The sequence below is a fragment of the Variovorax boronicumulans NBRC 103145 genome (assembly GCF_001591345.1).
Lineage (GTDB): Bacteria > Pseudomonadota > Gammaproteobacteria > Burkholderiales > Burkholderiaceae_C > Variovorax > Variovorax boronicumulans.
Window position 1 is genome coordinate 1 of sequence record NZ_BCUS01000154.1, and the last position, 12,681, is coordinate 12,681.

Sequence of the window (12,681 nt, forward strand, 5' to 3'; positions counted from 1 at the left end):
GCGACCAGGCCGACGCGCTGCCGTCGGTGCTCCAGCCGCTGCAGGAACTCGCCGATGCCGACCCGGCCGTGGCCGCCGCGCTGCGCACCCTGCCGCTGCCGCCCGAGGCCATCGAGTACGCCGTCGCGCGCGAAGGGTTGGAGCGCGTGTACCGCACCGAACGCTGGCTGCCGCGCTTCGACGGCGCCACGCTCGCACGCCATGCGCAGCGCCTGGGCGAAGGCGAACGCAAGCTGCTCGAACGCAATGCGCGCACGCTCGCCGCCAGGGTGCGCCAGCGTTTCCGCGACCACGTGCAAAAGAGCGCCCTGCCCGCCAGCCAGCTCGACGCCGACGGCAAGGTCTTCAAGAAGAGCTACAACGCCGGCCGCCGCGAGCTCGAGCACGAGTTCGGCAAGACCATGCGCTACAAGGCGATCCGCGAACTGGCCAGCGGCGACACCGGCCGCGTGGTGCGCGACATGAAGCCGATCTGGCTCATGAGCCCGCTGTCGGTGTCCGACACGCTGCCGCTCGCTGCCGACCTGTTCGACGTGGTGATCTTCGACGAGGCCAGCCAGATCCCGGTCGAGGAAGCCGTGCCCGCGCTGTACCGCGCGCCGCAGATCATCGTGGTGGGCGACGAGATGCAGCTGCCGCCCACGAGCTTCTTCTCGTCGGGCCGCGACGCCGAGGAAGACACCGTGTCGGTGGCCGGCGACGATGCAGAAAGCGGCGAGGAAGGCGAACGCATCGCCGTCGTGCTCGACGCCGACAGCCTGCTGAACCAGGGCGCGCGCAACCTGCCGGCCACGCTGCTGGCCTGGCACTACCGCAGCCGCTACGAATCGCTCATCGGCTTTTCGAACGCGGCCTTCTACGCGGGCAACCTGTACACCATTCCCGACCGCAGCCTGCCCGCGCCCGAGCGCGGCGAGATCGTGGTGCAGTCGCGCAGCCCGAGCGACGAATCGGTGAAGGCGCAGGTCGACGCCCTGCTCTCGCGCGCCATCAGCTTCCACCGCGTGGCCGATGCGGTGTACGAGAACCGCATCAACGATGGCGAGGCACGCCATATCGCGCAGCTGGTGCGCGAACTGCTCAAACGGGAGACCGGGCGCAACCTCGGGATCGTGGCGTTCTCGGAAGCGCAACAGGGCGAGATCGAGGAGGAGCTGAACGCGCTCGGCGCGGTCGACGCCGACTTCGCGGCGCGGCTGGAGGCCGAGTACGTGCGCGAGGAAGACGACCAGTTCTGCGGCCTCTTCATCAAGAACCTGGAGAACGTGCAGGGCGACGAGCGCGACATCATCATCCTCAGCATCTGCTACGGCCCCAACCCCGAGGGCCGCATGCTGATGAACTTCGGCCCGATCAACCAGCGCGGCGGCGAGAAGCGGCTGAACGTGATCTTCAGCCGCGCCAAGCACCACATGGCGGTGGTCTCGACCATCCGCCACGAGGCGATCACCAACGACCACAACGAAGGCGCAGCGGCGCTGAAGAACTTCCTGCGCTATGCCGAGTGCCTGTCACGCGGCGACGAGGACACGGCGCGGCGCGTGCTCGAAGGCATGAACCCGCTGGCGCGCGGCCACGTGGCGCGGCAGGCGCGCACGGACGAGGTCACGGCGCAGATCGCGCAGGCGCTGCGCGCACGCGGCCATGCGGTGGACGAACAGGTGGGACAGTCGCGTTTTCGCTGCGACCTCGCGGTGCGCGCATCGGGCCAGGGCCACTATGCGCTGGGCCTCCTCGTGGACGGTGCGGCGCAAGAAGGCACGCGCCACAACGTGCTGGAACGCTACGTCTCGCGTCCGCGCATCCTCGACGCTTTCGGCTGGCAGGTGATGCAGGTGCTGGCCAAGGACTGGCTGCACGCCCCCGAGGCCGTGCTCGACCAGGTCGAGCAGGCGCTCGGGAAAAAGGCCGGGGTCAGCGCAGGACGGTGATGACGCGCTTGACGTCGAGTTCGGTCTTGCCGGTGAGCCGGTCCTTGTCGAACTCGCCGCTGAGCTCGACGCGCACCTTGTCGTCGATCTTCACGCCCGGCGGGAAGTACTTGGCGTCGATCTCGACCTTCAAGCGCCCCGTGTCGTCGGCAAAGGTGTAGTGCTCGCCACCATCGTGCGAGACGATGAAGCCGCGCACCGTGGCGTGCTGGTCGTCCTGGCCGGTCTCGATCAGCTGCTTGACCGTCAGGTTCGGCTCCGAGCTCGGGCCGGCGTACTGGGCCCAGGCCGCGGCCATGGGCAGCGCCACGCCGAACGTCAACGCGGTGGTCTTGAGGATCTTCTTGAAATGCATGCGGTCATTCCTCCTGTGAGTGGCCCGAGGCCAGGTTGCAACAGTCTGATGGACCGCACGCAGGCCCCGAGGTTCCCCGGGGCTGCGCGATCCGATCAATCGTAGATGACCTGCGCCTTGCCCGCTTCGGCCTGCGCGGTCCAGCTCGCGAGCGCCGCATCGGTCGGGAAGAACTTGGCGCGCTCGCCCAATTGCAACTCGACCTGCGCCCCGCCCCGCGCCATCGACAGACGCACGGGCAGGCCGTGCACCAGGTCACCGACCTCGGTCTGCTCGGTGCGCGCCGGAAAGTCTTTCAAGAGGCGCGCGATCTCTGGCACCTTGCCGTTGACCGCCACGCGCAGGAACTTGCCGAAGCGGCAGCGCGCCGAGGCCAGGTCCCACACCTGCTGCACCTGGAAGCGCGCCTCGAAGCCGCCGCGCGCGGGCTGCAGCTTGCCGCTCACGATGACGAGCTCGTCGTCCTTCAGCGTGTTGCGGTTGGCGTTGATGAGCGCCTCGTCGGCCGTGGCGTCGATGGACTCCGACTTGTCGTCGAGCTTGAAGATCGCCAGCCGGCCGCGCTGGCCGTTGATGACGCGGAAGTCGCTCACGATGCCGGCAATGACCTGCGGGTCGCGGCTGTCGAGCAGGTCGCCGATCTCGCGCTTGCAGAAGCGCCGCACCTCGTGCGAGACCTCGTCGAACAGGTGGCCCGACAGGTAGAAGCCGACCGCCGTTTTCTCGAAGGTCAGGCGCTCTTTCACGCCCCAGGGCGTGGCGTCGACCAGGTCGGGTTCCTGCGTGGCCGAGCCGTGTTCGCAGTCGCCGAAGATGTCGGCCTGCGAGGCGTTGGCCGCCGTGGCAATGGCGAACTCGAAGGCGCGGTCGACCGAGGCGATGAGCGAGGCGCGGTTCTGCTGGATGGCGTCGAACGCGCCGGCCTTGATGAGCGCTTCGACCGTGCGCTTGTTGATGCGCTGGCGGTCGATGCGCACGCAGAAGTCGTACAGGCTCTTGAACGGCCCACCCTCTTCGCGCGCCCGCACCACGGCCTCGACCGCGAGCTGGCCCGTGCCCTTCACGGCGCCCAGGCCGTAGCGGATGATCCGGTTGGTGACGGGCTCGAAGCGGTAGTTGCCGCGGTTCACGTCCGGCGGCTCGAAGGTGATGTTGAAGTTCTTCTGGGCGTCTTCGAACAAGAGCTTGAGCTTGTCCGTGTCGTCCATTTCCACGGTCATATTCGCGCAGAAGAACTCGGCCGTGTAGTGGACCTTGAGCCAGCCCGTGTGGTACGCCAGCAGCGAGTAGGCGGCGGCGTGCGACTTGTTGAAGCCGTAGCCCGCGAACTTCTCCATCAAGTCGAAGATTTCGTCGGCCTTGTCCTGCACGATGCCGTGCGTGGCCAGGGCGCCCGCGCGGAACTTCTCGCGGTGCTCGGCCATTTCCTCGAGCTTCTTCTTGCCCATCGCGCGGCGCAGCAAGTCGGCGCCGCCGAGCGAGTAGCCGCCCAGGATCTGCGCGGTCTGCATCACCTGCTCCTGGTAGACCATGATCCCGTAGGTCTCGGAGAGCATCTCGGCCACGGCCGGGTGCGGGTACTCCACGTCTTCGCGGCCGTGCTTGCGCGCCACGAAGCTGGGAATCAGGTCCATCGGGCCCGGACGGTACAGCGCGTTCAGCGCGATCAGGTCTTCCAGGCGCGTCGGCCGCGCGTCCTTCAGCATGCCCTGCATGCCGCGGGATTCGAACTGGAACACGGCCTCGGTCTTGCCGTCGGAGAACAGGCGGTAGGTCGGCCCGTCGTTCAGCGGGATGTTCTCGAACGCGAAGTTCTCCTGCCCCTTGTGGCGCTTCATGATGAACTCGCGCGCGATCTCCAGGATCGTGAGCGTGGCCAGGCCCAAGAAGTCGAACTTCACGAGGCCGATGGCTTCGACGTCGTCCTTGTCGTACTGGCTCACGGCCGATTCGCTGCCGGGCTGCTGGTACAGCGGGCAGAAGTCGGTGAGCTTGCCCGGCGCGATGAGCACGCCGCCGGCGTGCATGCCGATGTTGCGGGTCATGCCTTCGAGCTTCTGCGCGAGCTCGACCAGCATGCGCACTTCTTCTTCCTTCTCGATGCGCTCCGCCAGCTGCGGCTCCATCTCGATGGCGTAGTTGTTCTTGTCGCCTTCGATCTTCTTTTCGGGCGGGTACTGCAGCGTGACCGACATGCCCGGCTTGTTCGGGATCAGCTTGCTGATGCCGTCGCAGAACATGTAGCTCATGTCCAGCACACGGCCCACGTCGCGGATGGCCGCGCGCGCGGCCATGGTGCCGAAGGTGGCGATCTGGCTCACGGCGTTGCGGCCGTACTTGTCCTTCACGTAGTCGATCACACGGTCCCGGTTGCCCTGGCAGAAGTCGATGTCGAAGTCGGGCATCGAGACGCGTTCGGGGTTCAGGAAACGTTCGAACAGCAGCTTGTATTCGAGCGGGTCGAGGTCGGTGATCTTCAGCGCGTAGGCCACGAGCGAGCCCGCACCCGAGCCCCGGCCCGGGCCCACGGGGCAGCCGTTTTCCTTGGCCCACTTGATGAAGTCGCCCACGATCAGGAAGTAGCCGGGGAAGCCCATGTTCAGGATCGTGTTGATCTCGAACTCCAGGCGCTCCACGTAGCGCGGCCGTTCGGCCTCGCGCTTGGCTTCGTCGGGGTACAGGTGCTTCAGCCGCACCTCCAGGCCCTCGAACGACTCCTGGCGGAAGAATTCGCCGATCGGCATGCGCACGCCTTCGCTGATGAAGGGCGTGGGAAAGTCGGGCAGCTGTGGCTTGCCGAGCACCAGCGTCAGGTTGCAGCGCTTGGCGATTTCGACCGTGTTGGCCAGCGCGCTGGGCACGTCGGCAAAGAGCGCCTGCATCTCGGCGCTCGACTTGAAGTACTGCTCTTCGGTGAACTTGCGCACGCGGCGCGGGTTGCCGAGGATTTCGCCTTCGGAAATGCACACGCGCGCCTCGTGCGCCTCGTAGTCCTGGCGTTCGGCGAACTGCACCGGGTGCGTGGCCACCACCGGCAGCTTCAGGCGGGCGGCGAGCTTCACGGCGGCGATCACGTGCGGCTCGTCCTCGGGACGGCCGGCGCGCTGCAGCTCGATGTAGAAACGGTGCGGGAACATGCCCGCCAGTTGCAGCGCCAGTTCGGCGGCGCGCTCTTCCTGGCCCTGCAGCAGCGGCTGGCCCAGCGGCCCGGCCTGCGCGCCCGACAGCGCGATCAGCCCGCCCTGCAGCTCCTGCAGCCATTCGAGCTTGCAGGCCGCCTGCGACTGGCCGCGGCTCACGTTCTGCGTCCAGGCCCGGGCCAGCAGTTCCGACAGGTTGAGGTAGCCCTCCATGTTCTGCACCAGCAGAATGAGGCGGGTCAGCGCGCCGGGCTCCTTGCCCAGCCCGTCGATGAAGATTTCAGCGCCGATGACGGGCTTGACGCCCTTGCCCCGGCCCTGTTTGTAGAACTTGACCGTCCCGAACAGGTTGTTCAGGTCGGTGATGGCCAGCGCGGGCTGCTTGTCGGCAGCGGCGGCCTTGATGACTTCGTCGATTCGATTCGTGCCATCGACGACGGAAAACTCGGTGTGCAGACGCAGGTGAACAAACATCCGTCGATTGTAGGAAGCGCCACCCCACGATGTGGTGCGGTGATCCCTACAATCCCGCCCCGTGCAAGAGATTTTGAATATCGCCGCCTACAAGTTCGTGGGCATCAACGACAGCCCCGTGCTGCGTGAGACCCTGCGCGAGCGCGCGCAGGCCCTGGGACTGATGGGCACGATCCTGCTGGCGCCCGAAGGTATCAACCTGTTTCTGGCGGGAACGGCGCAGGCCATCCACGCCTTCCTGGCCGACCTGCGCGCCGACGCGCGCTTTGCCGACCTCGAAACCAAGGAAAGCTGGTCGGCCACGCAGCCCTTCCGGCGCATGCTGGTGAAGCTCAAGCGCGAGATCATCCGCATGGACCACCCCGCGATCCAGCCCGCCGCCGGCCGCGCGCCCGGCGTGGACGCGCCCACGCTCAAGCGCTGGCTCGACCAGGGCCACGACGACGAGGGCCGCGAGATCGTGATGCTGGACACGCGCAACGACTTCGAGGTCGACGAAGGCACCTTCGACGGCGCGATCGACTGGCGCATCACCAAGTTCACCGAATTCCCGCCCGCACTGAAAGCGCACCGCGCTGACTTCGAGGGCAAGACCGTGGTGAGCTTCTGCACCGGCGGCATCCGCTGCGAGAAGGCGGCCATCCTCATGCGCGAGGAAGGCGTGGAACACGTGCTGCAGCTCGAAGGCGGCATCCTCAAGTACTTCGAGGACGTCGGCGGCGCGCACTACCACGGCGACTGCTTCGTGTTCGACGGCCGCCGGGCCCTCGCGCCCGACCTCAGCGCGCGCGCCTCCGACGCCAGCGCCCGGGCCTCGGAAGACCCGGACATCGGCATCAAGCAATAAACGGAAGGCTCAGACCGGCGTGGTGCCCGTGTCGGGCTCGCGCACGCCGAAGGGCTTGCCCGGCAGCGGAATGAACTCGGTCTCGCCGGGCACGTGGCCCATGCGCTGGGCAGCCCAGTCGGCGCCGGCCTCGAGGATGCGCTCGCGCCGGCTCGAGACGAAATTCCAGGTGATGTAGCGCGGGCCGTCCAGCGGCTCGCCGCCGATCACCATCAGGCGCACGGCGGCGTCGGCAGTGAACACCGCGCCCTGCCCGTCCGGCAGCACCGCCATCGTGTGGGCGGGCGCCGGCTCGCCGTTCACGCGCGCATCGCCGTCGACCATGTAGACCGCCAGTTCGGGCGCCAGCGCGGGCAGCTCGAAACGGCCGCCGGCCGGCAGCGCGATGTCGAGGTAGACCGTCTGCGCCAGCGTCTTCACCGGCGAGCGCACGCCGAAGGCCTCGCCCACCAGCACGCGCACCGGCACGCCCTGCACCGTCAGCTCGGGAATGGCGTCGGCCGGCGTGTGCTCGAAGCTGGGTTCGACCTCTTCATGGGCCTGCGGCAGCGCAGCCCACAGTTGCAGGCCGTGGTTCACGAAAGTGTCGGCCAAGAGGCGCTCGGGCTTGCGCTCGGAGTGCACGATGCCGCGCCCCGCGGTCATCCAGTTGATGGCGCCGGGCTGGATTTCCTGCACGCTGCCCAGGCTGTCGCGGTGCATCATCGCGCCCTCGAACAGGTAGGTGACCGTCGACAGGCCGATGTGCGGGTGCGGGCGCACGTCGTGCGCGTTGCCGGGCTGCTCGGTGGCCGGGCCGAAGTGGTCGAAGAACACGAAGGGCCCGACCGAGCGGCGCTGCGCCGCCGGCAGCACGCGCCGCACGTTGAAGCCACCGCCCAGGTCCTTGTCGTGGGGCCGCAGCAATTGGATTTCGGGGATGGTGTCGGTCATCGTGGTGTCCTTGTGGGCGAAGTTCGGTGGGGCGTTATGCGCGCGATCTTGCCACCGCGCCGATGCGCTCGCCGAAGGCACGCGCGGTTTCCAGGTCGCCCTTGGGCATCTCGGCCGGGCTCGCGTCCGAGGGCGACTGCGTGAGCAGGCCGCCGTAGCCGCCGACGTAGTTCATCGCGTCGCGCGTGGCCGCCTTGTTGTTGGTCGGCAGGATGCCCATGCTGACCCAGATGCCGCTGTGCTGCATGGCCAGCGTCCACAGGTAGGTCATGGTCGTGACCTTGTCGCCGTTCATCGTGGCGCTGTTGGTGAAGCCGGCGAAGAGCTTGTCTTTCCAGCCTTGCGTGTACCAGACCTTGGACGACGCGTCGGCGAATTTCTTGAACTGCCAGCTCACGCCGCCCATGTAGGTCGGCGAGCCGAAGATGATCGCGTCGGCCGCGGCCAGCGTCTCCCAGCCACCGGCCGGCAGGTTGCCGTCGGCGTCGATGGCGAGCAGCTGCGCGCCCGCCCCGTCGGCCACGGCCTGGGCCACGCGCTGGGTGTGGCCGTAGCCGGAATGGAAGACAACGACGATGTTTGCCATGAAACGGATTTCCTCAAAGAAGCAATGAAGTCAGCAGGCCGCGCCCACGAGGTGCGCGCGGCCTGGAGGGGAGCGAGCTTACTTTTTATCGATGCTGAAACGGCCGGCGCCGAAGGCGGCGAATGCGAGCAGACCGCCTGCGATCGCGATGTTCTTGAAGAACATCAGCTGGTTCACGAAGGCCTTGTCGGCGGGCATGCCCCAGTAGTTGTGGAACATCACGGCTGCGGCCACGGTGAAGATCGCCAGCACGATCGCCGACACGCGCGTCTTGAAGCCGACCAGCAGCAGCAGGCCGAGCCCCAGCTCCACGACGATCGCGATGACCGCCGCCACCTGCGGCAGCGGTGCGCCCACCGAGGAGATGTACCCCACGGTGCCGGCGAAGCCCATGAGCTTGCCGAAGCCGGCGGGCACGAACAGCGCTGCAAGCAGCACGCGGCCGATGAGTGCCAGGGTGTCCTGGGCAGCGTTGGGGGCGGTGGTTGTGGTGGTAATGGCCATGGTGGAACTCCTCGTTGGTTGTTGAAGCGAAAGGAACAAAGAAAGGAAAAAAGACGCCGTCTCAGGCCGTCAGGTCGAACACCAGCACTTCGGCATCCTTGCCGGCGCCGAGCGTGAGTTGCGATTCGCCTTCGAGCATCGCGGCGTCGCCGCCCACGAGCTTCTGGCCGTTGACTTCGAGCTCGCCGCGCACCAGGTGCACGTAGCTCTTGCGTTGCGGGTCGAGCGCCAGGCTGGCAGTCTCGTCGCCGTCGAACAGGCCGGCGAACAGGCGTGCGTCGGCGTTCACCGTCACCGAGCCGTCGCGGCCGTCGGGCGAGGCCACCAGGCGCAGGGTGCCGCGCTTCTCGGCGTCGCTGAACTGCTTCTGCTCGTAGCCGGGGGTGATGCCGCGTTCCTTGGGCTCGATCCAGATCTGCAGGAAGTGCGTGGTCTCGTCGGCCTTGTGGTTGAACTCGCTGTGCATCACGCCACGGCCGGCGCTCATGCGCTGCACGTCGCCCGGCGGAATGGATTCGATGTTGCCCATGCTGTCCTTGTGCGCGAGTTCGCCCGAGAGCACGTAGCTGATGATCTCCATGTCCCGGTGGCCGTGGGTGCCGAAGCCGGCGCCCGCCGCCACGCGGTCTTCGTTGATCACCCGCAGGTTGCCGAAGCCCATGTAGGCCGGATCGTAGTACCCCGCGAAGGAAAAGCTGTGGAACGAGCGCAGCCAGCCATGGTCGGCATAACCGCGTTCCTGGGATTTACGCACTTGCAACATATCGAACTCCTTGCTGCCCCACCCGGTTCGGGCGCCGGGGCTTTCGTCGTGGGCCGCGCCGGATGCGCAGCGGATGAGAAGAATTCTGGACCTCCATCCCCCTCTGAAAGACGCCCGGTTTTGATGGCATCATTCAAATTATTTGAATGATGGAGCCCGCCCCATGACGAGCGCCCGAGACGTCCTCACCCCCGACGCGCTGGCCATGCTGCAGACGGTGGCCACCACCGGCAGCTTCGCCGCCGCCGCGCGCGCGCTCGGCCTGGTGCCCAGCGCGCTGAGCTACCGCGTGCGCCAGATCGAGGACGCCCTGGACGTGCTGCTGTTCGACCGCAGCGCGCGCCAGGCCCGCATCACCGAGGCCGGCGCCGAACTGCTGCGCGAGGCTGCGCGCCTGCTCGGCGAGATCGACGCCGTGGCCAACCGCGTGAAGCGCGTGGCCACCGGCTGGGAACCGATGCTGACCATCGCGGTCGACAGCGTGATCGCACGCGACCCGCTGCTCGACCTGTGCACCGCCTTCTTCGCGCTCGAGCCGCCCACGCGCCTGAAGCTGCGCGACGAAACCCTGCTCGGCACCATCGAGGCGCTGACCAGCGGCGAGGCCGACCTGGCGATCGGCGCGGTGCTCGATGCCGCGAGCCTGGCCTTCACCGCCACCGGCATCCGCAGCCGGCCGATCGGCGAACTGCGCTTCGTGTTCGCCGTGGCGCCGCACCATCCGCTCGCGCGCCTGCCGCAGCCGCTGAGCGACGCGGTGCTGCGCCAGCACCGCGCGGTGGCCGCGGCCGACTCGGTGCGCAGTGGGCCGAGCATGACCGTGAACCTCGTCGGCGGGCAGGACGTGCTCACCGTGCCCAGCATGCAGGCCAAGATCGCCGCGCAGTTGCACGGCCTGGGCGGCGGCTTCCTGCCCGAGCCGATGGCGCGGCCCTACATCGAGGCCGGCCACCTTGTCGAACTGCAGACCGAACGCCAGCCGCCGCTGGGCACCATGCACTGCGCGTGGCGCGTGCGCAGCGCGGGCAAGCCGGGGCGCGCGCTCGCATGGTGGCTCGCGCAGTTCGAGCACGAGGGCACGCGCAAGGCGCTGCTCGAACGGCACCGGGGCCGCTGAACGCCGCGCGGTGCGGGGCTGCATAAGGGTCGCCCCCAGCCCGGGGACGCGCGCAGACCGAGGTAGAGTGTGCACGGCCTCCTCCGTCATCACCCTGTCAAAAGAAAAGAGTCCGCCATGCCCAAAGCCAAAGCCCGCGCCACCGCCGACCGCCACCGAACTCCCGCCGCCGCCCGCCACTTCGCCGTGATCGGCGCCGGCATTGCCGGCGTGGCCTGTGCCCGCACGCTGATGCAGGCCGGGCACCGCGTCACGGTGTTCGAACGCGAGGCCACGCCGGGCGGGCGGATGGCGAGCATCGACACCGCCTTCGGCCGCTTCGACAGCGGCGCGCAGTACTTCACCGTGCGCGATCCGCGCTTTGCACAGGTGCTCGCCACCACGCCCGCGCTGTGCCGCCCCTGGAGCGCCAACCTCGTGCGCGTGCTCGACGCCCACGGCCGCGTGGCCGAGGCGGCGCTGCCCTCGCTGGAGCCGCACTGGGTCGCCCAGCCCGGCATGGACGCGCTCGTGGCCCACTGGGCCGCGCCGCTGGGCGAGCAGCTCGTCACCAACACCCAGGTCACCCGCATCGAGCCCGACGCGCTCGACGCCACCCGCTGGCAGCTGCGCACCGCCGGCGCGGACGATTCGCAGCATGTGTACTCCGGCTTCGACGCCGTGCTGCTGGCCGTGCCACCCGCACGCACCCGCGAACTGCTCGCCGACGGCGAACGCTCGGCCACGCTGAGCCGCAAGATCGACCGCGTGCGCATCGCGCCCTGCTGGACGCTGATGATCGCCTTCCCCCAGGCCAACCAGGCCAACATGTCGCACCTCGGCCCGCAATGGAACGTGGCGCGCAGCACCCACCACCGCGTGGCGTGGCTGGCGCGCGAATCGTCCAAGCCCGGCCGCGAGCGCGTCGAGCGCTGGACCCTGCAGGCCAGCGCCACCTGGTCGCAAGAACACCTGCGCGACACGCCCGCGCGCATCGAGGCCAAGCTGCTGCGCGCCTTCTCGGAGATCACCGGCATCCACGCCACGCCCAGCCACGCCAAGGCACGCTGCTGGCCCGAGGCGCAGACGCAGGTGCCCGTGGGCCAGACCCACCTGTGGGACGCCAAGGCCCGCATCGGCATCGCGGGTGACTGGTGCATCGGCCATCGCGTGGAAGACGGTTTCGTTTCGGGCCTTTCATTGGCCCTCGCCGTTCTCTAAGAAAGGATGCGGGCCACCGGCCGCTTCGCCCCCTCGCCCACCGGCCCGCTGCACGCCGGCTCGCTGGTGGCCGCGCTCGCGAGCTGGCTCGACGTGCGTGCGCGCGGCGACCAGGCGCGCTGGCTGGTCCGCATCGAGGACGCCGACACCGAGCGCTGCCTGCCCGGCATGGGCGAGCACATCCTGCGCCAGCTCGCCGACTGCGCGCTGCTCCCCGACGAACCGCCCGAGTGGCAGACGCAGCGCACCGCGCACTACGAGGCGGCGCTGGCCGCGCTGCGCACGCGCGGCCTCACCTACCCCTGCGGCTGCTCGCGCAAGGACATCGACCTGGCCCTGGCCCGGCTCGGCCATGCACACGAGCGCCACGGCGAACGCGTCTACCCCGGCACCTGCCGCGACGGCCTGCACGGCAAACCCGCGCGCGCCTGGCGCTTTGCCGCGCACCGCATGCCGGCCGGCGACCTGCACTGGCACGACCGCCGCCTCGGCCCGCAGCATCAGGACGTGCAACGCGAGGTCGGCGACTTCGTGCTGCGCCGCGCCGACGGCCCCTGGGCCTACCAGCTGGCCGTGGTGGTCGACGACGCCGAACAGGGCGTGACCGACGTGGTGCGCGGCGAAGACCTGGCCGACAACACGGCGCGCCAGATCCTGCTGCAGCAGGCGCTCGGCCTGCCCACGCCGAGCTACCTGCACACGCCGCTGGTGCGTGGCGCCGACGGCGACAAGCTCTCCAAGCAGAACGGCGCCACGGCCATCGACACCGCCACGCCGCAGGCCGCGCTGGCCGCGCTCGATGCCGCCGCGCACGCCCTCGGCCTGCGCCCC

The 12,681-nt window shown here is 68.7% G+C and carries 11 protein-coding genes; 5 read left to right on the forward strand and 6 right to left on the reverse strand.

What is annotated here, in order from left to right; genetic code table 11:
- On the forward strand, nt 1–1,931 hold a 1,931-nt coding region (locus VBO01S_RS28240; protein ID WP_255221228.1), incomplete at its 5' end, for a PDDEXK-like endonuclease domain-containing protein.
- Here the strand turns inward: VBO01S_RS28240 and VBO01S_RS28245 are convergent.
- Both VBO01S_RS28245 and dnaE read right to left on the reverse strand, forming a co-directional pair.
- Nucleotides 1,915–2,286, reverse strand: a complete 372-nt coding sequence (locus tag VBO01S_RS28245) for a YgiW/YdeI family stress tolerance OB fold protein (protein ID WP_082818328.1) — start codon at nt 2,284–2,286, stop codon at nt 1,915–1,917. The two genes, VBO01S_RS28240 and VBO01S_RS28245, sit on opposite strands and share 17 nt — an antisense overlap.
- Before the next feature lie 95 nt (nt 2,287–2,381).
- A complete protein-coding gene (dnaE, locus tag VBO01S_RS28250) occupies nt 2,382–5,900 on the reverse strand; it encodes a DNA polymerase III subunit alpha (protein WP_062481620.1) in 3,519 nt (1,172 codons plus the stop codon).
- A 61-nt stretch (nt 5,901–5,961) separates the two neighbouring features.
- Here dnaE and VBO01S_RS28255 point away from each other — a divergent pair, with 61 nt between their 5' ends.
- Entirely contained in the window at nt 5,962–6,747 is a 786-nt protein-coding gene (locus VBO01S_RS28255) for a sulfurtransferase (protein ID WP_062481623.1), read from the forward strand.
- A 9-nt stretch (nt 6,748–6,756) separates the two neighbouring features.
- On the opposite strand, the gene VBO01S_RS28260 is transcribed toward VBO01S_RS28255, so the two are convergent.
- The 4 genes from VBO01S_RS28260 to VBO01S_RS28275 all read right to left on the reverse strand — a co-directional run bounded on the left by VBO01S_RS28260 (nt 6,757) and on the right by VBO01S_RS28275 (nt 9,533).
- Nucleotides 6,757–7,680, reverse strand: a complete 924-nt coding sequence (locus VBO01S_RS28260; protein ID WP_062481625.1) for a pirin family protein — start codon at nt 7,678–7,680, stop codon at nt 6,757–6,759.
- A 34-nt stretch (nt 7,681–7,714) separates the two neighbouring features.
- Complete coding sequence (locus tag VBO01S_RS28265) at nt 7,715–8,266, reverse strand: flavodoxin family protein (protein WP_062481628.1); 552 nt, start codon at nt 8,264–8,266, stop codon at nt 7,715–7,717.
- A 78-nt stretch (nt 8,267–8,344) separates the two neighbouring features.
- On the reverse strand, nt 8,345–8,770 hold the full coding sequence (locus tag VBO01S_RS28270; protein WP_172438299.1) for a DoxX family protein: 426 nt from the start codon (nt 8,768–8,770) through the stop codon (nt 8,345–8,347).
- 61 nt (nt 8,771–8,831) lie between these two features.
- A complete protein-coding gene (locus VBO01S_RS28275; RefSeq protein ID WP_062481632.1) occupies nt 8,832–9,533 on the reverse strand; it encodes a pirin family protein in 702 nt (233 codons plus the stop codon).
- A 163-nt stretch (nt 9,534–9,696) separates the two neighbouring features.
- Here VBO01S_RS28275 and VBO01S_RS28280 point away from each other — a divergent pair, with 163 nt between their 5' ends.
- From VBO01S_RS28280 to gluQRS, 3 genes are all read left to right on the forward strand, one after another.
- On the forward strand, nt 9,697–10,650 hold the full coding sequence (locus VBO01S_RS28280) for a LysR family transcriptional regulator (protein WP_062481635.1): 954 nt from the start codon (nt 9,697–9,699) through the stop codon (nt 10,648–10,650).
- A gap of 117 nt (nt 10,651–10,767) precedes the next feature.
- Nucleotides 10,768–11,850, forward strand: coding sequence for an NAD(P)/FAD-dependent oxidoreductase (locus VBO01S_RS28285; protein ID WP_082818329.1), 1,083 nt, complete (start codon nt 10,768–10,770; stop codon nt 11,848–11,850).
- A 6-nt stretch (nt 11,851–11,856) separates the two neighbouring features.
- Nucleotides 11,857–12,681 (forward strand): tRNA glutamyl-Q(34) synthetase GluQRS (gene gluQRS, locus VBO01S_RS28290; protein ID WP_062481638.1); only part of this gene is annotated, 825 nt, incomplete at its 3' end.